The sequence below is a fragment of the Paraglaciecola sp. G1-13 genome (genome assembly GCF_055809255.1).
In genome coordinates this window covers 2,447,079-2,473,626 of sequence record NZ_CM147903.1, presented here as the reverse complement: position 1 = coordinate 2,473,626, position 26,548 = coordinate 2,447,079, and the positions used below count along the sequence as shown (strand labels likewise).

General features: G+C 44.5%; 24 protein-coding genes and 5 tRNA genes. 18 read left to right on the top strand and 11 right to left on the bottom strand.

The genetic code is table 11. From position 1 onward, the window contains the following. Nucleotides 1–103: 103 nt before the first annotated feature. The 5 genes from AC0L6N_RS10350 to serS are packed head-to-tail and all read left to right on the top strand — an operon-like array spanning nucleotide 104 to nucleotide 6,313. Entirely contained in the window at nucleotides 104–2,617 is a 2,514-nt protein-coding gene (locus AC0L6N_RS10350; RefSeq protein WP_473481067.1) for a DNA translocase FtsK, read from the top strand. Between the two features lie 3 nt (nucleotides 2,618–2,620). Further along, a complete protein-coding gene (gene lolA, locus AC0L6N_RS10345; protein ID WP_473481065.1) occupies nucleotides 2,621–3,283 on the top strand; it encodes an outer membrane lipoprotein periplasmic chaperone LolA in 663 nt (220 codons plus the stop codon). Continuing rightward, complete coding sequence (locus tag AC0L6N_RS10340) at nucleotides 3,283–4,620, top strand: replication-associated recombination protein A (RefSeq protein ID WP_473481064.1); 1,338 nt, start codon at nucleotides 3,283–3,285, stop codon at nucleotides 4,618–4,620. Before lolA ends, AC0L6N_RS10340 begins: the two co-directional genes overlap by 1 nt. Continuing rightward, entirely contained in the window at nucleotides 4,621–5,004 is a 384-nt protein-coding gene (gene crcB / locus AC0L6N_RS10335) for a fluoride efflux transporter CrcB (RefSeq protein ID WP_011575245.1), read from the top strand. A 10-nt stretch (nucleotides 5,005–5,014) separates the two neighbouring features. Next, nucleotides 5,015–6,313 (top strand): serine--tRNA ligase, encoded by a 1,299-nt coding sequence (gene serS / locus AC0L6N_RS10330; protein WP_473481061.1) that lies wholly within the window; start codon nucleotides 5,015–5,017, stop codon nucleotides 6,311–6,313. 90 nt (nucleotides 6,314–6,403) lie between these two features. On the opposite strand, the gene AC0L6N_RS10325 is transcribed toward serS, so the two are convergent. The 5 genes from AC0L6N_RS10325 to AC0L6N_RS10305 form a co-directional block, all read right to left on the bottom strand. Further along, on the bottom strand, nucleotides 6,404–6,742 hold the full coding sequence (locus AC0L6N_RS10325) for a TusE/DsrC/DsvC family sulfur relay protein (RefSeq protein ID WP_473481060.1): 339 nt from the start codon (nucleotides 6,740–6,742) through the stop codon (nucleotides 6,404–6,406). A gap of 83 nt (nucleotides 6,743–6,825) precedes the next feature. Continuing rightward, nucleotides 6,826–7,140, bottom strand: coding sequence for a sulfurtransferase complex subunit TusB (gene tusB, locus AC0L6N_RS10320; protein WP_473481058.1), 315 nt, complete (start codon nucleotides 7,138–7,140; stop codon nucleotides 6,826–6,828). After that, entirely contained in the window at nucleotides 7,141–7,497 is a 357-nt protein-coding gene (tusC, locus tag AC0L6N_RS10315; protein ID WP_011575241.1) for a sulfurtransferase complex subunit TusC, read from the bottom strand. 2 nt (nucleotides 7,498–7,499) lie between these two features. Continuing rightward, nucleotides 7,500–7,889 carry a sulfurtransferase complex subunit TusD gene (tusD, locus tag AC0L6N_RS10310; protein ID WP_473481055.1) on the bottom strand — a complete coding sequence of 130 codons (390 nt, stop codon included), beginning with the start codon at nucleotides 7,887–7,889 and terminating at the stop codon, nucleotides 7,500–7,502. A 75-nt stretch (nucleotides 7,890–7,964) separates the two neighbouring features. Then, nucleotides 7,965–8,633 carry a Bax inhibitor-1/YccA family protein gene (locus AC0L6N_RS10305; RefSeq protein WP_006991166.1) on the bottom strand — a complete coding sequence of 223 codons (669 nt, stop codon included), beginning with the start codon at nucleotides 8,631–8,633 and terminating at the stop codon, nucleotides 7,965–7,967. A gap of 231 nt (nucleotides 8,634–8,864) precedes the next feature. Here AC0L6N_RS10305 and AC0L6N_RS10300 point away from each other — a divergent pair. The 11 genes from AC0L6N_RS10300 (at nucleotide 8,865) to AC0L6N_RS10250 (ending at nucleotide 18,384) form a co-directional block, all read left to right on the top strand. Then, nucleotides 8,865–8,956: transfer RNA gene (locus tag AC0L6N_RS10300), tRNA-Ser, on the top strand. A gap of 59 nt (nucleotides 8,957–9,015) precedes the next feature. Further along, nucleotides 9,016–9,107 (top strand) — tRNA-Ser (locus AC0L6N_RS10295). 1,561 nt (nucleotides 9,108–10,668) lie between these two features. Next, on the top strand, nucleotides 10,669–11,313 hold the full coding sequence (uvrY, locus tag AC0L6N_RS10290) for a UvrY/SirA/GacA family response regulator transcription factor (protein ID WP_006991167.1): 645 nt from the start codon (nucleotides 10,669–10,671) through the stop codon (nucleotides 11,311–11,313). Between the two features lie 3 nt (nucleotides 11,314–11,316). Continuing rightward, nucleotides 11,317–13,143 (top strand): excinuclease ABC subunit UvrC, encoded by a 1,827-nt coding sequence (gene uvrC / locus AC0L6N_RS10285; protein ID WP_473481052.1) that lies wholly within the window; start codon nucleotides 11,317–11,319, stop codon nucleotides 13,141–13,143. Between the two features lie 69 nt (nucleotides 13,144–13,212). Next, nucleotides 13,213–13,785, top strand: coding sequence for a CDP-diacylglycerol--glycerol-3-phosphate 3-phosphatidyltransferase (gene pgsA, locus AC0L6N_RS10280; protein ID WP_011575238.1), 573 nt, complete (start codon nucleotides 13,213–13,215; stop codon nucleotides 13,783–13,785). A 192-nt stretch (nucleotides 13,786–13,977) separates the two neighbouring features. Continuing rightward, a tRNA-Gly gene (locus AC0L6N_RS10275) sits at nucleotides 13,978–14,052 on the top strand. A 74-nt stretch (nucleotides 14,053–14,126) separates the two neighbouring features. Further along, nucleotides 14,127–14,200, top strand: a tRNA-Cys gene (locus tag AC0L6N_RS10270). 51 nt (nucleotides 14,201–14,251) lie between these two features. Continuing rightward, nucleotides 14,252–14,338 (top strand) — tRNA-Leu (locus AC0L6N_RS10265). A gap of 576 nt (nucleotides 14,339–14,914) precedes the next feature. Then, nucleotides 14,915–15,181, top strand: a complete 267-nt coding sequence (locus tag AC0L6N_RS10260; protein WP_473481050.1) for a hypothetical protein — start codon at nucleotides 14,915–14,917, stop codon at nucleotides 15,179–15,181. Nucleotides 15,182–15,778: 597 nt separating this feature from the next. Continuing rightward, nucleotides 15,779–16,243 (top strand): hypothetical protein, encoded by a 465-nt coding sequence (locus AC0L6N_RS10255; RefSeq protein ID WP_011575236.1) that lies wholly within the window; start codon nucleotides 15,779–15,781, stop codon nucleotides 16,241–16,243. A gap of 437 nt (nucleotides 16,244–16,680) precedes the next feature. After that, the gene (locus tag AC0L6N_RS10250; RefSeq protein WP_473481048.1) at nucleotides 16,681–18,384 is read left to right on the top strand and encodes a protein adenylyltransferase SelO; all 1,704 of its coding nucleotides are present in this window, start codon (nucleotides 16,681–16,683) and stop codon (nucleotides 18,382–18,384) included. Between the two features lie 207 nt (nucleotides 18,385–18,591). Here AC0L6N_RS10250 and AC0L6N_RS10245 read toward each other — a convergent pair whose 3' ends face one another. From AC0L6N_RS10245 to AC0L6N_RS10220, 6 genes are all read right to left on the bottom strand, one after another. After that, nucleotides 18,592–19,002 (bottom strand): disulfide bond formation protein B, encoded by a 411-nt coding sequence (locus tag AC0L6N_RS10245; protein ID WP_011575234.1) that lies wholly within the window; start codon nucleotides 19,000–19,002, stop codon nucleotides 18,592–18,594. Nucleotides 19,003–19,191: 189 nt separating this feature from the next. Next, the gene (locus AC0L6N_RS10240; protein WP_473481047.1) at nucleotides 19,192–19,485 is read right to left on the bottom strand and encodes a DUF2938 family protein; all 294 of its coding nucleotides are present in this window, start codon (nucleotides 19,483–19,485) and stop codon (nucleotides 19,192–19,194) included. A 250-nt stretch (nucleotides 19,486–19,735) separates the two neighbouring features. Next, nucleotides 19,736–20,308: a hypothetical protein gene (locus AC0L6N_RS10235; protein ID WP_473481311.1), complete on the bottom strand. Its 573-nt coding sequence runs from the start codon at nucleotides 20,306–20,308 to the stop codon at nucleotides 19,736–19,738. A 92-nt stretch (nucleotides 20,309–20,400) separates the two neighbouring features. Further along, nucleotides 20,401–22,059, bottom strand: a complete 1,659-nt coding sequence (locus AC0L6N_RS10230; protein ID WP_473481045.1) for a S1 family peptidase — start codon at nucleotides 22,057–22,059, stop codon at nucleotides 20,401–20,403. Then, nucleotides 22,056–23,270, bottom strand: a complete 1,215-nt coding sequence (locus AC0L6N_RS10225) for a hypothetical protein (RefSeq protein ID WP_473481044.1) — start codon at nucleotides 23,268–23,270, stop codon at nucleotides 22,056–22,058. Before AC0L6N_RS10225 ends, AC0L6N_RS10230 begins: the two co-directional genes overlap by 4 nt. Before the next feature lie 58 nt (nucleotides 23,271–23,328). Continuing rightward, nucleotides 23,329–24,156: a hypothetical protein gene (locus AC0L6N_RS10220; RefSeq protein ID WP_473481042.1), complete on the bottom strand. Its 828-nt coding sequence runs from the start codon at nucleotides 24,154–24,156 to the stop codon at nucleotides 23,329–23,331. 331 nt (nucleotides 24,157–24,487) lie between these two features. Between AC0L6N_RS10220 and AC0L6N_RS10215 the strand changes: the two genes are divergently transcribed. Both AC0L6N_RS10215 and AC0L6N_RS10210 read left to right on the top strand, forming a co-directional pair. Beyond that, nucleotides 24,488–24,913 (top strand): energy transducer TonB, encoded by a 426-nt coding sequence (locus AC0L6N_RS10215; RefSeq protein WP_473481040.1) that lies wholly within the window; start codon nucleotides 24,488–24,490, stop codon nucleotides 24,911–24,913. A 175-nt stretch (nucleotides 24,914–25,088) separates the two neighbouring features. Next, nucleotides 25,089–26,465 (top strand): DEAD/DEAH box helicase, encoded by a 1,377-nt coding sequence (locus AC0L6N_RS10210; protein WP_473481039.1) that lies wholly within the window; start codon nucleotides 25,089–25,091, stop codon nucleotides 26,463–26,465. The last annotated feature ends 83 nt before the right edge of the window (nucleotides 26,466–26,548 follow it).

Below are 26,548 nucleotides of genomic sequence, written 5' to 3'. Positions count from 1 at the left end.
CAAATACTGGGCATAAGCACGCCGTTGTCTAGGATTTTGACCAAAGCACTGGTATCTTATACAGCTAATTTTACGCAGTAACCCTAAGTTGAAAGAAAACGCTATGGCAAGACTCACAGGTATCCAACGGATTATGGAAGTAGGCATGATGCTCAGTTGCGCATTTGCTTTTTTCTTACTCCTCGCATTGGCTTCTTTTCATCCAGCCGACCCAAGCTGGAGCCAAGCTGGTTTGCAAGGTGACATTCACAATTGGGTTGGCGCGATTGGCGCTTGGTTAGCTGATATTTTATTTTTTATGTTCGGCTACATTGCTTATATCTTCCCCTTCACAGCGGCATTCGCCGGTTGGTTTATGTTCCAGCAACGTAAGCGTATTTCTGAGTTTGACTATTTAACGATTGGACTGCGAATTTTAGGGCTATTATTGGCCCTTGTTGGTGCAGCGGGAATAGCCAGCCTTAACTTTAATGACTTATTCTATTTCTCGGCAGGAGGGATGTTAGGAGATGTGATTAGCGCATCGCTTGTTCCTTATCTCAATTTCGCCGGTACGGTTCTTATTTTACTTAGCTTGTTTTGCACTGGCTTTACGTTTTTAACTGGAATTTCATGGTTAACCGTTGTCGATAAAACCGGTGCGTTGGCCGTCGCGTTTGCAACAGGTGCTTGGTCTCTGCCACAGAAAATCCAAGAAGCTCCCATGCTACGACTCGGTTTTAATCGCGATAGTAAGGACGAGCAAGCAAGCACTGATGACAAGCTGAATACTTCAGTTCCTCCGCCTTATACACCCGATCACCAGCGTGTAGAGCCAAGTGTGACGCCTTTTAGTCATGACGAGCCTGAACCGAGTTTTAGTATTCCCGATGAGGTGTTGTTCGAGCCCGAACCGAAAAAAGAGGAATCGAGCCCAATTTCAATCAGCGAGTTGCGCGACAAGATAGGCTTTGGTCGTAAAAAGAAATCGCAAGACGATATTGATGAAATGCAGGATGAGCCAGATGCACCTGCTGAGCAGCCCAAGGATAAGGCGCATAATGGCGTTTATGTTTCTGATGACGTAAAAGCCAATCTTGAGGCGCAAGCGGCAGCGAAAGCGATTGCCGACAGTAAACCTCCTGAGCCAATGCCGTCATTTGATTTACTGCAACGAGCAGACAAAATTAAAAATCCGATTACCCCTGAAGAGCTTGAAATGGTCTCTCGCTTACTTGAGGAAAAACTAAAAGACTTTAACATCGATGCACAAGTGGTAGGTGTGTATCCAGGGCCTGTTATCACCCGTTTTGAGATGGACTTAGCGCCAGGTGTCAAAGTCAGTAAGATTACCGGTCTTTCAAAAGATTTGGCCCGTGCGATGTCTGCTATTTCGGTGCGCGTGGTGGAAGTCATTCCAGGTAAATCGGTAATAGGTTTAGAGTTGCCCAATAAAAAGCGCGACATGGTGCGCTTGAGCGAAGTGATTAGCTGTGACGCTTTTCAAAAAGCCGAGTCCGATTTAACCATGGTGTTAGGAGCAGATATATCAGGCCAACCTGTGATTGTTGATTTAGCCAAAATGCCACATTTATTAGTGGCAGGTACCACTGGCTCAGGTAAGTCTGTTGGGGTTAACGTCATGATTTTGAGCCTGTTGTATAAATCAACGCCAGAAGACGTGCGTATGATCATGATTGACCCGAAAATGCTTGAATTGTCTGTTTATGAAGGCATACCGCATTTGCTCGCTGAAGTGGTAACCGACATGAAGGAAGCGGCCAACGCACTGCGCTGGTGTGTTGGGGAAATGGAGCGTCGCTACCGTTTAATGTCAGCCCTGGGTGTACGTAATCTCAAAGGCTTCAACCAGAAAGTCAAAGATGCGATTGAAGCAGGCCAACCGATAAAAGATCCCTTGTGGAAATCAGAAGAGAGCATGTTAACGGAAGCGCCTGATTTGGAAAAACTGCCGGCTATCGTGGTCGTGGTCGACGAATTTGCTGACATGATGATGATCGTTGGCAAAAAAGTCGAAGAGCTTATTGCCCGTATAGCCCAAAAAGCCAGAGCGGCTGGTATTCATTTGGTACTCGCCACACAGCGTCCGTCAGTTGACGTTATCACTGGTTTGATAAAAGCCAATATTCCTACCCGTATTGCGTTTCAGGTGTCATCAAAAATAGATTCACGAACCATTTTAGACCAACAAGGCGCTGAAACCTTATTGGGAATGGGCGACATGCTGTACTTGCCACCAGGTACTGGCGTGCCGACACGGGTCCACGGCGCGTTTGTTGATGACCCAGAAGTACATGCTGTAGTAGCCGATTGGAAAAGCCGCGGTGCGCCGCAATACATTGATGAGATTCTCAACGGTGACACCACAGCTGAGGTATTACTGCCCGGTGAGCAACCAGAAGGCGGCGATCAAGAGTTTGATGTGTTTTACGATGAAGCCGTGTCATTCGTCACTGAGTCACGCCGCGCGTCAGTATCAAGTGTGCAGCGTAAATTTAGAATTGGTTACAATCGTGCAGCGCGCTTGGTCGAACAAATGGAACAAAGTGGTGTCGTAACGCCACCAGGGCACAATGGTAATAGAGAAGTGTTGGCACCTCCACCACCAAGAGATTAATTTATGATAGGTATTCAGCAAAATATGAACAGTGTGAAATATATCGGTTACGTGGCAAGGTTATCAGGGACCTTATTGCTAATGTTAGGGGCTATTTTTAGCGTAAGTGCTCAGCAAACCGATGAAGATAAATTGAAAGCGCGATTGCAAACCCTACATAACTTTAGCGCCTCGTTTACCCAAAAAGTGACAGACGCGAATCACGAAGTACTGCAAGAAGCAACTGGGGTGATAAAGCTAAAACAACCCAACAAACTATATTGGGAGCTCAACCCGCCCAATGAAAATATTCTCATTGCCGATGGCAGCACACTATGGAATGTGGACCCTTTTGTGGAGCAAGTTACTGCCATCAGTCAAGACCAAGCAGTGGCCAATAATCCCCTTATTTTGCTCACTCAGCCGAATAGTGACGCTTGGAAGAATTTCAGTGTTTCTCATACCAATGATACTTTTCGTATTGATGCGAAAAAACCTGATTCTGCAGTACACTCACTCGTGTTAGTGTTTGATGGGGCACAGTTAACGTCGATGAGCATGCAAGACAGCCAGCAGCAAATTAGCGACTTGTATTTCAATGATATTCAGCAAAATAAAACGGTCAGTGATGAGGTCTTTACCTTTAGTCTGCCTGAAGGCTACGACTTGGACGACCAACGTAACTGATGAATCAAGGATTCGATTTTAGCCACCAAGACGACCCAAGCTTCGCACCACTAGCTGCACGCATGCGCCCGCAAAATATTGCCGAATATTTCGGCCAGCAACACATTGTTGGTGTAGGCAAACCTCTGCGCAGCGCCATTGAGCGTGGCCAATGCCATTCGATGATCCTCTGGGGGCCGCCTGGTACAGGTAAAACCACATTAGCTGAAATTATTGCTATGCATTGCGATGCGCATATCGAGCGGATCTCCGCAGTTACTTCCGGCGTAAAAGATATTCGCAGTGCTATTGAACAAGCAAAACAAAATGCGCTTAACCAGGCCAAGCGCACCATTTTATTTGTTGACGAAGTACACAGGTTTAACAAGAGTCAGCAAGATGCGTTTTTGCCTTTTATTGAAGACGGCACGATTACGTTTATCGGCGCCACCACAGAAAACCCATCTTTCGAATTAAACGGTGCTTTATTATCTCGTGCCCGGGTGTATGTGCTTAAATCACTGACTGAGAGCGATCTGACAGATATTGCTAAGCGAGCGTTAACTGACGAGTCCCGTGGGTTGGGGCAGTTAGCTCTGCAAATAGAAGACAAGGGTATTGCGCTTTTAACCGAGCTTGCAGGCGGTGACGCAAGGCGTCTATTGAATTATATTGAGTTGGCTGCTGACTTCTCCACTGAAGGAATAATCACACTTGAAGCCATTAAAGAAGCGGTAGGTGAAAAGGTCGCTCAGTATGACAAAGGCGGGGACCAGTTTTACGATTTAATCTCTGCCTTTCACAAATCTGTGCGTGGCTCATCTCCTGATGGCGCTTTGTATTGGTATGCGCGTATGTTAAATGCTGGGTGTGAACCGCTTTATGTGGCACGGCGTTTATTGGCCATTGCTACTGAAGATATCGGTAATGCCGATCCCCGAGCGATGGAAGTCTGCCTCAATGCGTGGGATATTTTCCAACGCATTGGCCCTGCAGAAGGCGAACGAGCCATAGCGCAAGCTACCTTGTATTGTGCAAGTGCAGCCAAGAGTAATGCGGTTTATACGGCGTTCAAGCAAGCGATGCGGGATGCTAAATCATTGCCGGATTACGAAGTGCCTAGCCACTTGCGTAATGCTCCCACTAAGTTAATGAAAGAAATGGGGTTCGGTGATGGCTATCGCTATGCCCATGATGAGCCAAATGCCTTTGCTGCGGGGGAAAGCTATTTACCACCCGAAATGCAAGATACACAATACTATGTGCCTAATGAGAGAGGGCTGGAGATAAAGCTCAAGGCGAAATTAGATTTTCTGACTGATTTAAATAACAAGAGCGCTCATAAAAGGTACAAGTAAATGCAGCATAGTTTTGCTATATACACATATATTGCGCTAGGGGGCGCAACAGGTGCCTGTTTACGCTTTTTTCTTTCCAGTTTGATGTTGCAATGGTTTGGCAAAGGATTTCCTTTTGGTACACTTCTGGTCAATATTGTAGGGTCGTTCAGTTTAGGACTGCTTTATACGCTCATTGAACAGGGGCATCTTGAAATCGTCGTTTGGCGCACAGCCATTGGTATCGGTTTTTTAGGCGCTCTTACTACGTTCTCAACGTTTTCAGTAGATAGCCTCATGCTGTTGCAACAAGGTATGTGGCTGAAAGGGGCGCTCAATATATTTATTAATGTCACCTGCTGTTTATTTGCAGCATGGTTGGGTACACAACTAGTTAAAGGTTAAGTCAAACAAGATGTTAGATGCTAAGTATTTACGTAACGATATAAACATTGCGGCGCAAAAACTCGAAAAACGAGGTTACACCCTTGATGTTGCTCAGTTCACAGCACTAGAGGAAAAGCGCAAATCTTTACAGATGCGCACTCAAGAACTACAAAATGAACGCAATGTACGCTCCAAGTCTATCGGTAAAGCGAAAGCATCAGGTCAAGATATTGAGCCTTTGCTTGCACAAGTCGGCCAACTTGGTGATGAGCTTAATGCGGCCAAAGCCGAACTGACAGGCTTGCTAGATGAAATTCAGACGCTGACTTTGAATATTCCTAACTTGCCTGACGACAGTGTGCCTGAAGGCAAAGATGAAGACGAGAATGTAGAAGTGTCTCGTTGGGGCACGCCTCGGGAGTTTGATTTTGAAGTCAAAGATCACGTTGATTTAGGTGCTGGTGTCGCCAACGGTTTAGATTTTGAAACCGCCACTAAGTTAACCGGCTCTCGTTTTGTGGTGATGCGTGGCCAAATAGCGCGTTTAAACCGAGCCATTGCTCAGTTCATGCTTGATTTACACACAGAGCAGCATGGTTATCAAGAAATGTACGTGCCGTATTTAGTGAACGAAGAAAGCATGTTAGGTACAGGTCAATTTCCTAAGTTTGTAGGGGATGCTTTTCACACCAAACCCGCAACCGAAGAAGGTCAAGGCTTGTCCTTGATACCCACGTCAGAAGTGCCGTTAACCAATATTGCACGTGACTGTATTTTTGCAGCCAATGAATTACCGATTAAAATGACGGCGCATACTCCTTGCTTTAGAAGTGAAGCGGGGTCATATGGTCGTGATACTCGTGGTCTTATTCGTCAGCATCAATTCGATAAAGTGGAGATGGTGCAATTGGTCGAAGCGGACAAATCATTCGAAGCTCTAGACGAATTAACTGGCCACGCTGAAAAAGTACTTCAGTTGCTTGAATTGCCCTACCGTAAGATGCTGTTGTGTACCGGCGATATGGGCTTTGGTGCATGCAAAACATTCGATTTAGAAGTGTGGTTGCCCGCACAAGATACCTATCGTGAAATTTCGTCTTGCTCAAACATGCTTGATTTCCAAGCGCGTCGTATGCAAGCACGTTACCGCGACCCGCAAACGAATAAAACCGAGTTGCTACATACGCTAAATGGTTCAGGGTTGGCAGTAGGACGCACGCTAGTGGCCATTTTGGAAAACTACCAGCAAGCCGATGGCAGCATTACCATTCCTGAAGTGCTTCAGCCTTATATGAATGGTGTAACTGTGATTGGTGCCGTTAAATAGCGTGATACCGCTTCGGCGTTACTGATACAAAAAAGCGCGGCCATTTTGCAGATAAGTGGCCGCGCTTTTTATGATTTAATATGCTTTAAACTACAAACATTTCGCGGGTTTGGGCAGGCCGGCTATTTTTGTGGCTTGTTTAGCAGGACCTTTTTTAAATAACCTAAATAAATAACGGCTGTTGGCTTTTTCTTCACCAAATTTTACCTTCATGGCTTTGACTAAGGCACGCATCGCTGGGCTGGTGTTGTACTCTAAATAAAAATCGCGCACAAAGTTGACTACTTCCCAATGGGCATCGGTTAACTCGATGCTCTCTTCTTTGGCTAAAAGGGGTGCTAAATCTGGTTGCCAGTCGTCCACATTTAATAAATAGCCTTGTTTGTCTATTGGGATCTGTTGCCCTTTGTATTCTATAAAACCGCTCACGTGCACTGAAACCTCTTAATATCTTTTATCTCGGGCGACTTACTTCACCTCTGGTTAACGATGGTGTAAATCAACATTATTATTTACCAACTGATCGTCGTTTTGTAGTCAAGCGTTAGTGCGACAAAACCTTCCATGCTGATAGATTTTATTAATTTAGAGTTTGTACCTGTAGACGTTAGATGATTTGCTCTGGCGACCACATCATCTTCTAGAACAAAGCAGGTGATGCCTAATGATAGGCTCAGTTCTCTTAATTGATGACTGATGTCCACATGGTTCAACGCGTATGCGCCATCTTGTATCAACATGATCCCGTCACCCTTGTTGCAACGTTTAAAAACACTTTCAAATACAGTGCTGCTAAAAGGGCTGGTGCTAACAATATGCAGTGTCATTTAAAATCTCATCAATTGGTCAAGCTGAGCTAGCTGCTGATTTAGCTCTTCTGGGGGCAGGGCGGTGACTTCTATGCACAAGTCTGACACCTCTAGTTTCCTTTCGCTGAGACTTTGCTGACAAACATAAATATCGTCAATATCGTAGAATGTGAGAGCGGGAAACGTCTTGCTGTAATGCCTACCTTGTTCAGGAGATGGTTGTTGGGATTTGAGCAATTGAAATACGCCATCATCTACAAAAAATAGCGTCACTTCTTGTCCAAAATTGGCCGAGGCCAATGCTAAGTCCAAGCTTTCCTGTCCGTTAGACAGACCATAAGGTGCGGTACTATTAATGATACCTAAGGTTTTCATAATCAAAACTGTATCACCTTATCACTGACCTGACATAGCTCAACTAAATCACCCAAACCTACTTCGATAAAAGGCTCGGTTAGGTTAAACCCATGCTGGTCGTTATCTTTGGCATCTTGCGCGTTAATGACGCCTCGGCGGTTAGCCGCGGTGACGCATACATTTAACGGTATGCGATGTTGTGTACCTAACTCCATCCACGCTTGATGCACGTTAAATTCATCACTATGACCCGCCTGATAGCCATTGGCATTCTGTACGCCCGCTTGATAAAAGAAAACGCCTTTTATTTCGTGTCCTAGAGCCAGCACACTGCACGCAAAGCGATAAGCAGTAAATGCATGTTGTTGCTCAAACGGAGCGTGGGTAACCAATAAACAAAAGCTTGCCATAATTGAAAATCACCTGAGTTTAGTACAAATAAAAACACCCCGACTAAGCGGGGTGTTTTTGCAACACATTAACGATTAATCATCGCCACCGAAAGCACCCAGTAGGTGAAGGATCGATGTGAACAAGTTATATATATTCAAGTACATTGAAACTGTCGCGCGAATATAGTTGGTTTCGCCACCGTTGATGATACGGCTAGTATCAAACAAGATGAAGCCAGACATAATAAACACGATAGCAGCACTGACGGCCAAGCTAAGCGCAGGGATTTGGAAAAATAGGTTAGCTAGAGACGCAACAACCGCCACGATTAAGCCGACGATTAAAAAACCACCCATGAAAGAGAAGTCTTTCTTCGTTGTTAAAACATAACCGGATAAACCAAAGAACACTAACGCGGTTGCGCCAAAGGCCTGCATAATCATTTCAGGACCATTTTGGAAGCCAGCATAGTAATTTAGGGTGTAACCCAAAGAGCCACCTAATAAACCGGTAAAGGCAAATACGAATAAAATGCCCATTGAACTTTGTGATGCTTTATTTAAAAAGAAAATCATAACCAATGCGGCAAGGTTCATACCTAACGCAGCACCTGGGCCGATATTCATTGCAGCAGCTATACCAGCACACACTGCGCTAAATGTCAGAGTCATTGCCAATAGTAGGTACGTATTGCGCAAGACCTTGTTAGTTTGCAGGGCAGAACCCTGAGCAGTATTGCTATACGTAGTACGATGTTCCATTTGTTACCTCCAATAGGTAAAGTGATGTAGTGAAAACAGATAATATATCTATGATGCCTTTGTATGGGGTTTTGTTCAATTATTCAAGTGCTAGGGGCGACTATTATGCGAAATATTAGTAACTTGATGTAAAAATGGTCAGTGTGCCTAATTTGTGGTCGGTCAGTAAGTTTTGACTAATTAAGGCTTTACAAGCACGTAAAACGTCATTAATATTCGGCTCCTCAATTCGGAGAGGTGGCAGAGCTCGGTTTAATGCACCTGACTTGAAATCAGACGTAGGGTCAAACCTACCGGGGGTTCGAATCCCTCCCTCTCCGCCATATTGTGAAGTAAATAGATGCAAATCATTAGAGATGAATCTGTTTACACAAAAAGAATTGGATAGCTGGCAGAGCTCGGTTTAATGCACCTGACTTGAAATCAGACGTAGGGTCAAACCTACCGGGGGTTCGAATCCCTCGCTATCCGCCATAAAAACAAAAAAGCCTCAACGCTGTTCGTTGGGGCTTTTTTGTTTTTGCTGTGTCGGTAATGAGGGTGAGAACCCCCGCGGTTCGAACGAATGTCTGGAACATTCATTACCGCCGCAGGCGCGCGTAGCGTCAGGCACAGGGAAGTGCCTGAGTACATCCCTCGCTCTGTTTTCAATGTCACTAGATAGTTAAATTAAAAACTGTATCTGTAGGCTTTTCCGTTTTCGCTGTGTCGGTAATGAGGGTGAGAAACCCCGCGGTTCGAACGAATGTCTGGAACATTCATTACCGCGGCTGGCGCGCGTAGCGTCAGGCACAGGGAAGTGCTTGAGTACACTCCTCGCACTGTTTTAATGTCACTAGATAGTTAATCAAAAACTGTATCCGTAGGCTTTTCTGTCTTCGCCGAGTCGGTAGTGAGGGTGAAAATCCACGCTGTTCGAACAAATGTCTGGGTTACGCTTCGGGCTTTGTCTCAGTGATAGATAATCAAACCTCCACTCATATTCGTTAATTCTAATGTGAATTAATGCGTGCGCACATATTAAAGTGCAATGGTGTAAGTCTTCGTTATTTCATTCCTCGCAACCGAAGAGCACCCAGTGACCCTCGCTTAAAAATATGAGCCAGAGTAACAGCGATACCTCCAAGCAATATGACGCTTGCTTAAAGGTACAAACTAACATTGTAGTTGGCTGACCAAAACACTAATAGCCCTATACAGCTCGGCGCTATGATGCGCGCGGTCCCATAAGCTAAATAAACTTCGTTGGGTTAGGGGGAGAAGCGTCCGAGAGCGTGAAAGGCTTATTCGTATGCGTCGGCGCAGATCTCGGGTACACCATCATCGGTGATGCAATAGTCGTAAATAGCCGATATGAGTCATCATAAAGCATAAGCCTAGTTATAGGCCCACAAACAAAATTCAATATTTACCTAATATGCCTTAAAAGTAATATTCAAATTGAAGATGCAAGATTAATAGCAAATTTATCCAATACTTAGAACAGGATGAGTGGCAACTTAGCTTGCATTTTAAGCAATTTGGGGTTTGTTAGGTTGTGAATATGAGCAAAAAGTTTACGTAAATCGATAAATTAGTACGCTTGACAAAATATAACCGTGACTTTGTAGGGTTATTTACTTTATGCTCTTTGCCTAACGGTAATATCAGTTTAGTTATTATATGAAACACAAAAACGAAGTAGGCAGTTTGGCTAATCGCCTTGCCGACATAGCAGATATGCCAAGTAAATGCCGGTGCGGGGGCACACCTACAGCGCCCGCTAAGGTCCCTGATTGTGAAAACCGATGGATTATTCGATGCTCTGTCGCCACCTGTTTGGCAAGAAATACGGGGCAGGGTTTGAAAGATACCATTCTAGGTTGGAACCGATTAAGCACACACTTTTACCGATAAGTACAAAATTCACACAGTTTTATAAAATAAACACGTCTTGTGAGTGAATACAAGGTAATTGAGGGCTGAAATATTTTCTAATTTGTGTGATATTGAACGCCTTAATCGAGAAAAATAACACTCCTCTAGGAGCACTTGTTTGATAAAAATATTGTTGGTTGATGACCATGAGTTGGTCAGAACCGGTATAAGACGTATTTTGGAAGATGTACAAGGTTTTGTCGTAGTTGGAGAAGCTACAACGGGTGAAGAGGCAGTCAAATTCTGCCGTAAAAATGCACCCGATTTGGTATTAATGGATATGAGTATGCCTGGCATTGGTGGATTGGAAGCGACCAAGCAAATCTTGCGTTTTAGTGAAAATACACGTGTTATCGTGTTATCGGTTCACAAAGAAAACCCCATTCCTGCGAAAGTGATGCGTATGGGAGCATTTGGTTATTTAACGAAAGACTCAGATCCTAAAGAGATGGAGTTGGCTATTCGTAAAGTAGCCGCTGGGCAAAAGTACGTTTCCCCTGATATCGCCCAGCAAATTGCAATAGGTGCGCTAGATTTCAGTGACGGCAACCCGTTTGAGTCTCTGTCAGAGCGCGAATTAGAGATCACGCTTATGCTGACCAAGGGTTCAAAAGTCCCAGACATTGCCAAGTTTTTAAATATCAGTGCGAAAACAGTGAACACCCATCGTTATCGTATGTTTGAAAAGCTCAATGTCAGTACGGATGTTGAGCTGACTCATTTGGCACTGCGCCATAAGTTGATTAATTCAGAAAATTTGTAATTCATGAGTGACACTATCGAGTTTGATTCTAAAGCGTTTCTCAAGGATCTCACTAATCAACCGGGCGTTTACCGCATGTACAATCACAAGCAGGATGTGATTTACGTGGGGAAAGCTAAAAATCTCAAAAATCGCGTATCTAGCTATTTTCGTAGCCAAGTTGATAGCATCAAGACTCAATCTTTGGTGAAGCAGATTGCACACATGGATGTCACTGTCGTGCACAGTGAAGCGGAAGCTTTTATTCTTGAGAACAATTTTATCAAGAAATATAAGCCCCGCTATAACGTGCTGCTGCGTGATGATAAGTCTTATCCGTTTATCTTTTTATCAGACCACCAACATCCCCGCTTAGCCAATCATCGTGGCCCTAAAAAGCGCAAAGGTGAGTACTTTGGTCCGTATCCAAGTGCTTGGGCCGTGCGCGAAAGTTTGCGCACAATGCAGCGAATTTTTCCTATTCGCCAATGCGAAGACAGCTATTATCGGGCGCGTTCAAGACCCTGCTTACAATATCAATTGCAACGTTGCGCCGGACCATGTGTTGAAGGGCTAGTGAGTGATGAGGACTACCAAGCGCAAGTAGATTTAGCGCGCATGTTTCTTAAAGGTAAGAACAAGCAGGTAATTGACTCTTTGGTGCAGCATATGGAGCGCGCAAGCACGGATTTGCGCTTTGAAGCTGCAGCGCGCTATCGCGATCAGATTAGTGCGCTAAATAAAGTGCAAGAGCAACAGTGGGTCAGTGGTAACCAAGAAGAAATGGACGTGTTTGGTTTTGCTTACCGTAATGGCATTGCCAGTATTCAAGGCCTGTTTATTCGCGACAATAAACTGTTAGGCAGCAAAAGCTTCTACCCCAAAGTGCCTGCTGAGGCTACTGACGAGGAAGTGTTTCAGTCTTTTATCCTACAATTTTACTTAGCAGGCAACAAAGTTATCCCTAAGCAAATTGTTACGCCACTGGAATTAAACGAACAGAGCGCAATAGAAGAGTTATTGACCAAAGAAGCAGGACGTCGTATTCAGTTTTATCGCGGTGCCAGAGATGAAAAGCGCCGCTATTTAGATTTAGCCAATACCAATGCCGAAAATGCATTGATTGCGAAGCAGGGCCAGCAAAAATCTGTATTTGCACGCTACACCGAATTAGAAAAAATACTTGAGTTTGAGCAACCCATTCAGCGCATGGAGTGTTTTGATATCAGTCACACTTCGGGTCAGTTAACGGTGGCCTCATGCGTGGTATTCAATCGTGAAGGGCCATTTAAAGCAGATTATCGCCGTTTTAATATTGAAGGCATTACCCCAGGGGATGACTATGCCGCTATGGCACAAGCGTTAGCAAGGCGATATCGCGATGTAAAAGACGACAGTAAAATACCGGATATCCTATTCATCGATGGCGGTAAAGGTCAATTGACCCAAGCTGAGGACTACTTTGAAGATTGGAAACACGAGAAGAAACCTTTACTGATAGGTGTCGCGAAAGGCAGTAGCCGTAAAGCAGGATTGGAAACGCTTATTTTGGCTGGCAACCATGCTACTATCCCGTTATCAGGTGACTCCATCGCGCTGCACCTTATTCAGCATATTCGTGACGAGTCTCATCGATTTGCGATTACCGGGCACAGAGCGCGGCGTCAAAAGGACAAAAAGACCTCGAAGTTGGAATCCATTCCAGGCGTGGGGGCAAAGCGTCGTCAAAGTTTGTTGAAATATATGGGCGGTTTGCAGGGGATCTTGCAAGCCAGTCGCAGTGAAATCGCCAATGTGCCAGGGATCAGCGCAGAACTAGCGGATACGATTTATGACCATATCCACAATTAATAACAGCGCGTGGTTAACACGCAGCAGGTAGGGCAGCCTACCGAATCAATAACGAGGACTCACCGCTCCATGTGGACTATCCCTAATATCATCACAGTGCTCCGGGTTTTACTGATACCGATTTTTGTCGCTGTGTATTTTCTTGATTGGCAGTGGGCGCATCAAGCCGCTGCATTTGTTTTTTGGTTCGCAGCCATCACCGATTGGTTTGACGGCTACTTAGCCCGTAAATTGCAACAGTCTACCGCATTTGGTGCGTTTTTAGATCCAGTGGCTGACAAGCTCATTGTCGCAACGGCCCTCGTGTTAATTACCCACACCTACGCCACCATCTGGATAACCATTCCAGCGATTTTACTATTAGCCCGAGAAATATATATTTCAGCACTACGCGAATGGATGGGCCAAAAAGGGATGCAAGATACCGTCAAAGTTTCGTTTATGGGTAAAGCGAAAACGATGGCACAAATGTTAGCCCTGATAGGTTTACTCTCGGAATTGCAGTATTTTATGGGAATTCCCATTTATTGGGTCACCCTAGGTTACATATTATTGTACTTCGCGGCGGTTTTATCTTTCTGGTCGATGATTTCTTACACACTTGCAGCATGGCCTTCATTATCAAAATCAGAGAAGAAATAGGCTTATTTGCGTTAAATTGATGGAAAAAAAAGCGCATTAGTCAAAAATCAAGCAGTCAGTCATAAAATGTTATTTTTGTTGTTGACAGTCTTGATAGTGAATGTAGAATGCAGCCCAGATTTAGAGAGCAGCACACAACTCGATAAGTAAACAAGTCACCGTTACTTAACCAGTTAGCTTTTTAAAACAGGTGCGGGAATAGCTCAGTGGTAGAGCACAACCTTGCCAAGGTTGGGGTCGCGAGTTCGAATCTCGTTTCCCGCTCCAAATTAAAGTAGCAAGTAGTAGAAAGGTTTTACTACTGGTAGCTTGATACGAGTTTCGTTTCTAGCTCCAAATGTGGCGGAATGGCAGAATGGCTATGCAGCGGATTGCAAATCCGTGGATCTCGGTTCGACTCCGGGTTCCGCCTCCATATACGCTTTAGCAATACCAGCTTGTTTTCATTAACAAGTATCCCCCCGCTGCCCGGGTGGTGAAATTGGTAGACACAAGGGATTTAAAATCCCTCGTTCGTAAGGACGTGCCGGTTCAAGTCCGGCCCCGGGCACCATTTATATTTTCGTACAAATCCAAATACATCATTTTGTTTCAGAAATCGATAATGGTCTGATTTAAACCACGATTTGCGCGATGTGGCATCTAGTCTAGTTCAAATACCAAATACGACAAAATACGCCTCTTTCTGTATCGTGCACCTATTTCCAAAAAATCTTGTGATGAAAGTGAATAACGCTATTCATCCATTTTGTATTGCTTTCGATTTTTCGCTTAGCGTAGGGACGTTTGAGCATCTCATCCTTTACCCTATTTTCAAACACCAACTTAGCCGTTGCGCCTCATCCATAACTGTTAATACACACAAGTTTAAGTTTATTTTCGGATAACAGCGAGCTCTAGGCATTTTTCTGTGTTTCCAAAGTGAATAATATAAAATAGAAAAAATTTAGCCTGTACAACGAGTTAACGCGTATGTTAAAACGAAATATGGGGAAAGGCGGGTGAATTTCGTGCTTAATACGCGGATGCAGGCACGGAAACTTTCCGGATATTAATATTGTTATTTGGTAATACGATGACTTGCATCACTAATGTAATATTAACTACCTCTATACACGACGGCGCTTGGATGAATAGCGATTACGGAAGTGTAGATATACTAAATGATTACTTATATAACCAATACCAAGGTTCCCGGTTTAATTGTGTGGCCGAGCACTCTGGGGGGAATAAGCCTATGAGTTGTGACATCTTTATTGCCGCAATAGATTATTTAGATGTTGAAGCGTTTATTGCATTATTTTATCAGGTTTCTTGGGATAGACCTGAAGAAGCCCAGCTATTGATCAGAACCGAAGGGCAAGTCACATTTACTGCTTATCAGGCAAAAATATAACAAACAAAAATTGGAGCCAAAAACACGCCGACATCGTCGTTTTTTAGCCCAAGCATTTATGACACCACATTACTGCGTTAATGATGGATGTCATCTTATTCGCTTAGGAGGGTATTGCTTAAAAACGTTTGCCAAAATTTATTGAGTGACTCAATTGACGACTTTTCAGATCTTTTTTCAGGTCAAAAAGATAATTACTGCCTAGGATAATCCCTTCTCTGATCGGCAGTAATGAGTGATCAAGGCACGACGGTAAAAAAGTAAAATAACTGCGATTAATTGTTTTAGTACTCTGGTCCTTTATACATCTGTGATTCGATAATCAATGTCTATATTGAGCATTGATAGATAAAAGCTATCTCCAATTGCCGTTGATATACTTTGAAAAATAGTTAGTCTGTAGTTGTGATATTATCACATAGTGAGATTTTACAGTGAATAAGCGCTTTGCTAAGTAACGATGGATGTTTTACACATGCAAGGTTATTGAAATAAAGTATGAATAAGCGGTTATTCTAGCCATTGAGGTTGTCCGAAGGTTTACCCTAAGTCTTAAGTCCCCAGAAGACAACGTCCTTACAGGAGAAAGTGTACATTATGTTTACTAAAGAAATGGTACATACAGCGCTACAAACGTGGTGCGACAACGTAGTAAAAGTTGGCAAAGTTCATTCTGAAGGAGGCGACGTTCAAGCGTTTTCTCTGCAGGTACTATCTGAAAGTTACGATTACGATAATGGCCATGTGTTGTTTAAACCAACACTTACGTTTGGTCAACAGACATTTCGTCCCACGAAAGAAGGTGCACTTTCTTATTTTGTAGGCGGAAATAGTGAGTTCCCCGATGATAAAGGATTCAAGCTTAAGCCATGGGTAAAAGTTTGGTTCAGTAAAGAGGATTTTATTCTGCACAATGATTTAGCCATTGTGCAATGTAACGTGCATTTTATTGGTGAAGACGACAGTCATATTTTTGTGAACAAGAGCTTTGTTTTTAAAATATGTGACGATGGCAAGGTACGCATTATTTTGCATCAATCATCATTGCCGTATCAGCCTTAATATTGGCTACGTGTTTTAGTATTTAACGACAGGAGCTGTTGCTCTAACAACGGCTCTTTTTTATAGGCCTAAAGATACAAACACATTACCAGGCCTGTAAGGTCTCAGGGTAAAAATCTGGCTAGATGTGGGCGTATTAGAGTCGCCACACAATATCATTCACAGGCTCGCAAGCATCGCCAAAAGTCAAAGCGCTGCACTCGTGTGTTGTTTACAACGCACTGGACTCAAATCAACTAGACTTGCGCATTTCCAAACAGTATAAATTGCAGTCACCCGATGCTGCAAAGTGCACAGTAAAGCTCAGCTGCTGCTTCGCTTATCGTTGCCAAGATGAAAGTGTTAAATGCATAAAAACAGTTATTGCAGTGCAGCTCCTGTGCAGTTTGAATATACTGTTCTCCATCAATCTGATATCAAAAGGGCGTTTGAATTCCATGGCTAACCAACCTATCGCTGATGTGCCTAAAAGTGTATACACACTTAAAGATTTGGCGTATTTAAGTGATTACTCCTTACTTAATACGCTTAACTGTGATCCCGATGCCACCGTAACGGGCGATGATTACGCACCAAGACAAGTGTTTTCTGGGCATTATGTGCCCGTTAAACCGACACCTATTGCTAACCCGATATACGTTGCCCATAGCGAAACATTCTTTGCTGAATTAGGGTTTGATGACAACCTAGTGCACACAGAGGATTTTGCTAGTTTATTTACCGGCGATATATCGAATGTTCCATCCCCTATGCGCCGAGTTGGGTGGGCCACAGGTTACGCGCTGTCTATTTACGGTACCGAATATGTTCAACAATGCCCATTTGGAACGGGCAATGGTTACGGCGATGGCCGAGCGGTTTCTGTGCTTGAAGCTGTGATCAACAAAGAACGTTGGGAGATGCAGTTAAAAGGTGGGGGCCCCACACCTTACTGTCGTGGCGGAGATGGCAGAGCCGTGTTGCGCTCAAGTGTCAGGGAGTTTTTAGTTCAAGAGCATATGCATGGATTGGGTGTGCCAACCTCTCGATCCTTATGTTTGTTTGTCTCGCAATCAGAACAGGTGAGACGTCCTTGGTATTCTGAAGGCTCTTATGCCACAAACCCAGATATGAACGTATCTAACCCTGTGGCGATTTCAACGCGTGTCGCCCCTTCGTTTTTAAGAGTGGGTCAACTTGAACTCTTTGCTCGTCGCGCTCGCGTTAATCAACATCCCAACGCGCTAAAAGAGCTAGAGATGATCGTGTTGCATTTGATTACGCGCGAATATCAAAATGAGATTGATCACGAACTCGTCATTTCACAGAAGGTCGTACAGTTAGCCCTTTCATTCCGTGACCGATTAACCACGTTGATTAGCCACTGGCTACGCGTGGGTTACTGCCAAGGCAACTTTAACAGTGACAACTGTGCATGTGGTGGTTATACGCTTGATTACGGTCCATTTGGTTTTATTGAGCTTTTTGATCCTTATTACCAACCATGGACGGGCGGGGGACAACATTTTTCGTTCTTCAACCAAGGGGCGGCAGCACAAACAAATTTCGACATGTTTTGTAAAGCCTTACAACCTCTGCTCTCGGAAGTGCCCGAAGCGCTTGAGGAATTGAATCAGATAAACCTTGGGTTCGCTTCAGTCATGCAAGCAAAAATGGAAACAATGTGGGCATCAAAACTTGGCTTGGCATCTTTTGACGCTCAGCTGTTTAATCAACTGATCACGTTAATGGTACAAACCTCTGTCGACTACACCATTTTCTTTCGTGAACTGTCCAAAATCCCAGATGATATTTCAGGCTTAAGCAAAAGCTTCTACAACGCGCCAACAGGCGAGTTGTCTGAACAATGGGCTTTGTGGCTGCAAACTTGGCTAAATGTCGTAAAGGTTGAGCAGGACATTCAAAAAGCTGCGCAAATGATGCAGCAAGTTAATCCTAAATATACTTGGCGAGAATGGTTAGTTGTGCCAGCTTACCAGCAAGCGGGAAAAGGTGACTTCGAACTTGTTCGTGAGTTGCAACAGGTTTTAACGCAGCCCTTTAATGAGCAGTCGAGCGAGATTGAAAATAAGTACTACAGCTTAAAACCTCAGGCGTTTTTTGATGCCGGTGGGGTGTCGCACTATAGTTGCTCTTCCTAAATTCAATTAAGCTCGTTGACTTTCCCTGACACAAGGGCAGCACGACAAAATCTTTATCACGCTGTGTGTCGTGCAGTGTTTTTCGCCGACTAAATAGATAGCGAGCATAAATATCTTCATATGCTTTAGCGGGGAGTATATGAAGATATAGCGTGAAAATTGATTTAATTACGTTATTGCATACCCACTCAAACAACCTATACCGACTTAATACTCTTTTGTTTTGGCTTCGCCTAAAAATAACAGTAAGTAAGTCAGGCCGATAATGCCAAACAATGCGCAGCCTGATAATAAGAACGGGTCAATCACGATGTTTTCTTTAAACTCGAATGTTCCTGCTGATATTTTCTTCCAGCCCATAAAATGCTGGTTCGCTGCAACGCTTGCGCCAAAAAAGCCAATCACCGAGCCAATGAACTTAGTTATCCAATGGCCGGCGGCGGGAGATACTAATATAAGTCCTAAAATACCGATCACGGTGCGTTGTGCTCGGCAATAAGGGCAAACGTAGACCATGCCGGTGAGGTCCGTCGACCATGCCACTAATGAGATAACAATAGCGACCAACCCCACTATCTTAACGTGCACCAAATAGGTGTTTAATTGGAATAGGTTCATGTGTGTTTATATCCTTGTTCAGAGCGATATTTGGCAGCGTTTGTCGAGTTAAGAATAGCCGTAGGCTCATCGCACCACGGCACATCTGTGTGGCTGACAAATCTGTCCCTGCTAAATAACCACGCGGGTGAAGTTCGTAATTGAGTAATGTACTCTCTGTTACCTGCTATCGCGTATGCCATTAATCAATTACAGCACATAAAAATGATGCGCTGCCACACCTGATAAATCCAAACTAAGGCCAAAGAGTGAAAGATTGATTGATAACACTATGACTTTGGCTCTGGCTAAATTAGGATTTGGTGTGCGAGATGTGGCAATACCCACACCCATGCCCGGCTGTATTATTAAAAAGGGGGTTAACACCGTAGCGGTACCAACTATAACTGCAGGCCTAATGGTTGGACTCTGTATCCATGGATTTGGGTAAATAGTTAATATAGATGCGTAACTTGTCCCAATACGCAATGGGCTATCATCCAAACATTAACCTGCATGCGTGACTGCCTACAAAATGCCGCAGCTTGCGCTGCGCCGAGCCGATCCACTTAAAATGTCCGAGGTTTCGCCGTTTAAAGGGGCTAGCCACTGCTAGCACAATTAAAAATCAACTCTCGAATTACGATAAAGAAATCGCTGTGACTCACAATATTGCACCAAGCGAGTCAGCAGCCACCAGAACGCACCGAAAACCAACACTACTCGTCAGGTATTAAGAAATAAACGCTGTTGCTTAATAACCCCAAGGTGCATCGGGCTGAGGGATTGGCTTGGTTAAATCAAAATCCACTCTAAACTCTCTGCCTTCACGGATTAATCGATATGAAAAGACATCCGGATAAATAAAGATTTGCCATGTGTTGGTGATAGATTGCGCTAAACCTTGCTCAGCGAATAACATTTTAGAATATTCATCCGCAGGGAAGGATTGAATCTGTTTATAACCAGCATCAAGTGTATGCCCTCCATACATGGTTACTGGATCATCAGTGCCGTCTTTATGGCGATGGTCGTGCTTTAGACTAAGACCACTGCCGGTTTTTTTAATGATCCAGGTACGTGACGCATTGTCGCCAACATAAAACGGAATGTGTAATTCAGATGGCGTGCACTTGCGTACAAACATCACTAATTTGGCATCAAACGCTGAACTTGGCTGATTATCAACCGCTACCTTACCCCCAAAGGCCTTGCCACAATATTGGGCAATACTGGTAAAAAAGGCATCGTGGGTAGGTATGGAAACCAACGGTGCCTCTTTAGCCAAAGTAGTGCTGCTTATCAAACAGCTCATCAAGGCGAACATCGATATGAAAGGCGAGATTAAGCAAGGTTTTTTATTCATTTTATTCTTCTTATTATTTGTTTTATACAAAAATTGCATCAGTTCAACTTTCGCTAACTGGTCGTTTGGTCACAGGGATTAAGCGTTTTTTTTGATTTGGCGCTTAATGTTTCCGCTAAGTCTTTTAACATATTTGCTAGCATCATTTTGTGCATGGGTGAGGGGAGTTTACCTTCTAAAAGCAAACAGTCCCCTCGAATACTGAGGGTTGCATCTGGTGCTAATCCCGAGAGTATTCTTTTAGGCTGAGCTAATTCAGCGCTAAAATCAAATTCTCCTGAGCTTACCTCAGTTTCTTTCGCGCTGGTAACTTGCGTTAGGTTACAGGGCTCATAGCGCTTACCAAACTGTTGGTTAGCATCCTCTGCCAGCGATTTAAGCAAGGCATCAACTTGCTGTTGCTCAGAAGTGGACGTTAACGCCCCCGTGGCAGAATAGCATTGACCATCAATAGCGAGCTTAATGTTGGTTAAGCCCAGCTCAGCGAGTCTCATTAACCCTGCTCTTAACATCATGCCTTGCGCCATTCCTCCCATTACTGTGAGCTGTTCATCTTCCCCTAACGCCGAGAACGCTTCGTCATCATCAGCTCCATTTTTTTGTGCATTTATGGCCGGTAGGTATTGGCTGAACATACGGTTGAAATCACTTGGATTTGCTTTCATCCATGCGACAGCTCTATTGTCATCGCTTCCGCTCTTTTGTTTGACCATTCGCACTTGTGTGGGCCCAACATCGCCATCGGCAATAAATCCATCCATCACTATACCTTCGGTCACGTCACCGTCATTCGGGCCATGTATTTTGAATGTTCCGTGAGAGGTTTTTGCAGATGGCATTGATTGCCATAATCTGACTTCGTCGCCGTCAACCACGGCAACACCAATATTACTTCGCGGGCTAGTAGGAAATTCCACTGTGTAGTCGTAATGCGTCGTATCGTCTGAAGGAGTGAAGGTAAGGCGGATATTATCCGGAATATTTGGTGCCCTTGCAGCCCATATTCCCTCAAGCGTGTAAGGGGCATCGACTGATGGGAGCAACCCCCAAGGAAGGCTGCGACTGGTCACAATTTCTTTAATTTTAGCGAGTGAAATGACACCGGTTTGGTGTGATGAATGGGTCGCTATTAAGCCCATGATGCCACGTTCGCCTATTAATGGTGCTCCAGAGGTACCGACATCCAATTCAAGTCCTACGGCAGATACATCGTAGAGGTTATTGTCGGATGTATTAACACGTTCAATTTGGCCAAATTGCTCTCCCACGTGCCAATCAGCTGCTTTACCAATATAAGTGACCTTACTTTGCGGGCTAATAGCATTGATATCAGCTGCAGCGAATAGCCAAGGGGCGCGACGCGGCATGGCAATTTTCAACACCGCTAAGTCGAGCCCTTTTGAGTCCCCAGCAACGACTTGAGCAGTGTGTACCGTGTTTCCATCCCTGAAAAAGCGCACCGTTAATGCCTTTAATTTGTCTCCTGGATTTGCGCCCTCTATGACATGGTTCGCTGTCACCAAATATAGGTATTCGTCTCGTTCACCTATGACCCATGCAAAGCCTTGTTGGTTAGTATTTGTCATTTTGGCGTTAACAGATACGACATTATGGCGTAACGATTGAGCTCTTTCTCGTAACGTTACATCCGCATGTGATGCCGCCGCATTCAATACGAGTACGAGGGCTATCCATTTCATTATCTTTTTCATTGTTTAACCCTTATTACGGCAAAGCCTGTTGCCAGTAGTACACCCAAAATCGACCCAATGATGCTCACCGCAGGTATGCCTATGAGATAAGCGAGTAACTTTGGGGTTTGCTCCTGCGTAAACGCTTGGCTTCCCACTCGCATCGATTTGACCATTCCTTGATACCAAATTTGTAAACGTTGGGGATCGGTAACGCTCTCTTGCATTGGCATTTCTATCCCCATGGCGCCCTCAATACTTTTGACATGAATACATTCTCCCTTATGTAGGTTTGATGCAGCATGACTGCCCCTTAACTGATATTCGCCCGATGTCGCAGTACAGCGTCCACCATTTCTTTTTGAGTCTTCAAGGGTATATTTTGAAAAAGAAAACTGACTCGCCTCTAGGCCCGCAAGACTCACTAAATCACGGGTATGCAGTCGAATGCGTGGGGTTTGCCCTAGTGGGGCGCTGACTAATGTTCTGCGGGGCAATATACAGTTATCTTCCATGGGGCAGGTCAGTGGTTGTCTCACCAATGGCGCTTTATCACCCATCACGAACCGTGTTTCTCCTGCATGTTTGAATTCTGCACGCACGACTAACTCATCAGAGACCGCGGGAGAACTGGGGGTCATAATAAATATCAGAACACGTTCCTGTTCATCCCATTCGATCCATAGCTTTGTACCTGCGGGCATGAATAAAGATTCAAGTGAGGCGGTGCTCAGTGAAGTAATCTGCAAGACATCAGAGTCTAGGGGCTGGGTAAGTTCTGGTATTTGCGGGGAGTCGATTTGCGTGAACTGCGACAACAAAATAGGATTCTTATCCATTGTCCTTAGCGTACCTGACCAGTCGAAGTCTTTTGACAACGTGATTTCAACTGATGTCGATTGCACTTTAATATGACCAGGTGTAGGTAAGCCCGGTATAAATGCGGCAATGGCTAATATCCCAATAGTAACAATGACCACCATGCCATATGCGCCCATTTTTATACTTCTTTGCAGCTCTAGCACGGTTGAAAGGTTGTCTAGTTGGCGTAACGCTTCAGACACAGGTGCCGACGGATCCTTACCCAAACGCAGAGTCACATTTTCGAGTAATGCTTTTTCTTTCTCTTTTATACGCTCGCTAGCCTTGCTAAGTTGCTTCCTACGTTCTCGGCGGCGATTGAAGCTGGATGACTTAAATAGCTGTTTTACACTTTTTACTAGTTTAAACATTGCGACCCTTTGAAACGATCTGTAGCTAAGCGTATTTATCGTTTTAATGATTGATAGACTAGAGCGCTGGGCGCGGCAATGCGATATTGAATATTTGTATAATCCATTCATTGCTTGTCATTGGTTTTGCTGCAACTTCCAGCTTAATAATTTGAGGAAGTGTCGATGGCCATGTAATTAAAATAGGGATTGGGGCACCAACAGCATAGCTTTTTGATTCATTTACGTACTTGTCAGAAACACCCTCACCCAGAAGCCGCCAGGCAATTTTTTTAATCGGCACGCCCGCTCTTACAATAACTTGAGTATCAAACGCTGCGGCTGTTTTGGCAGGTGAGTTTGCGATTTTGGCATCCACAGGTATATAGACCATTCCTTTATCGGTTTCCTGCCAGCCATAAATCCCTAATTCCTGAGCGTCGAGTTTAATTGTGCTCAGCACCTCGTTTACCGGCCATGAAATGGTAGCGCTAGCACCGAAGGTCGTATCCATTCGATAATACAAGCGCGGCTTTAACGCTAGCCCTCTTATGCTGATGGACGATGTGCTTTTTTGTTGCGTCAGGTTCGGCTGCATTATCTGGATGACGTCGTCCTTTGCAAAATGCTCTATCAGGGGGGCGTTGAGCATCGAAACAAGCTCAAAATCTGCGGACACTGGGGACTCGTAAAGCCCTTCGCAAATGCCACTTCTGTCCCTGTAGCCATTAGACCCAGAATCCGCTCTCTTTAATAACTGCGTGTCACATGTGCTTGAGAGCGCCAAAGTAGATGAAAAATACGATGGCATTAATAGCAGGAATAGGCGTAAATAACGTAAAGAATAAAGGCGAGAATAGCGTTTATTTAGCGACGTTTGGCGCAGTAAAACTGATGTGTTTTCCATTGCTCTTATGCTCCCTGCATAGTAAGCGGTATGAAACCATGATCCTTATCACTGCAAGAACATCCGAATCCGGTACGCGAAGTGCGTTATAGTTTTACCTTAGTCCTTCGCTATGGGTCAATGCTAATTGTGTAAAAAACAAACACTTCTAGTTCGTGAAACGTTCCTAGTAGTACTTTGATAACCTTAATAAATACGTATTAACCTGCGGCGAACATAAACGCTATACGTGTTTCCATGGCTTTTCTGGCTCTCCCAGCGCGTAATTCAATTCGTGCTAACCCCCTCCGCATTTTCTGGTATCTTAATGTTGTCATTGCTTGGAGCGTTTATGAATAGATTACTGTGGGTTATCTCTGGGGCGCTGCTAATCAGTGCTTGCACGAGCGTGCCGAACAAGAGTGCCTTGCCTCCTTTGGATTTAACGGCAGATAAAGCTGCAGTAGATGAATATTGGCTTGCTTATCGTAAAGTCACGCCTGTGTATCCAACGCTGGCAAAACAACAGAAATTATCAGGTTGCGTTGAGTTTTCTTTGCTTATTGATGCAAATGGCCGGGCGGTCGCGCCTACCATCGTTAAATCTTTCCCAAAAGGGGTATTTGATGAGCAGGCAACGATTGCCATTGAAAAATGGGTATGGGTACCAACTCAGACTAATACCGAACGCCAGCCCGTCATGATCACCTTTCAACATGATTTCGTTGTTAGGCAATCCTCGAATAGCAAAGCGGCTTACGATGCGTGTAAAATCTAACGTGTCGGCTTAGTTAAGCGCGGCTCGGCTAGATTGGCGTTGGCGCGCCTATTAGATAGCCAAGTTAGAATAATCACCGCACTTGTTGACCGTTTAGCCTCCGTTTTTCGTCGGCGTTTTATCCGCTATTTATCTTCTGTTACTGATTTATATTTAACCTAAGGGATCCCAATTTATGTCATTTGAGGCATTAGGCTTGCGTGACGAGCTCATTCTCGCCGTTGCTACACAAGGTTACTCGGTCGCCACAGACATTCAACGTGAAGCGATACCCCTTGTGTTAGCTCAACATGACCTGTTAGCCATAGCCCAAACCGGTACAGGGAAAACGGCAGCATTTACCTTGCCCTTGTTGCAACGTTTAGGCGCGAAACAAAGCACCAAAGTACAGGGTGTGCGAAGCTTGATTGTTACCCCAACTCGGGAATTAGCAGCGCAAGTAGCCATCAGTGTTGAAATTTACAGTACTCAGTTGAATATTCGCAGCTTTGCGGTTTACGGCGGCGTTAGAATCGAGCCGCAAATAGCGCAACTGCAAGAGGGCGTAGACGTGCTGATTGCAACCCCTGGCCGTTTACTTGATTTGTATGAACAGCGGGCTGTGCACTTTGAAAACCTAGAGATACTCGTGTTTGATGAGGCCGATCGTATGCTGGATTTAGGCTTTATTGATGACGTAAAGCGCATTCAATCGCTGTTGCCTGTTAAGCGCCAAACGCTGTTGTTTTCAGCTACCTTTTCAAAACAGATTAAACGCTTTGCGAGGGAAATGCTTAATGCTCCAAAGACGATTGAAGTCAGCGCCGTGAATAGTACGGTGGATTTAGTCGCGCAAACATTCCACCCGATAGAGCAGGCGCGAAAAAGTGCTGCGCTTATCCACCTTATTCGAGAGCACAGATGGTCGCAAACACTAGTGTTTATCCGCACGAAGCGAACGGCTGACGCACTAGTGACTGAACTTGAAGATGCTGGTATTGCAGCTGCATCTATTCACGCCAACCGAACACAACATGCACGTACTCAAGCCTTAAATGCCTTTAAGGCCGGTGAAATACAGGTTTTGGTTGCCACCGATATCGCAGCTAGGGGCATTGATGTTAGCCAGTTACCCTGCGTTATTAATTATGACCTGCCGTACGTACCTGAGGATTACGTGCATCGTATTGGGCGAACAGGACGAGCAGGAAATACGGGGACGGCGATTTCTCTTTTCAGCCCAGATGAGACCTCGCAGTTTCAATCCCTTGAGCGCTATTTAGATCAGCATCTAAAGCCTTCTACTTTGGTTGGTTTTGCGCCAAAAGACCAAGTGACAAAGTCATGGTCAGCCAACAAAGCCAACATACGCGTTAACAGCGCTGAAAAACCCACCTCAAGGAATACGGTGAATACGAAACATGTGAAGGGCAAACCCTCTGCAGCCAAGTTAAACATTGATGATGAAGATGATGAACTGTATGGGAATTTCGAAGCTGACCCGCATACTTCGAGTTCACGAAAACAGCACAAAGGTAGTGCAGGGGGAGCCAAACGAAGTCGCAGAAAATAGCAGGTGCTGCGAACGCATCTCTTTATGCTAGTTTTTTTGCGCACTCGTTAAGGCCTAGCAAACAGGGTGTGAAAGGTCGTTTT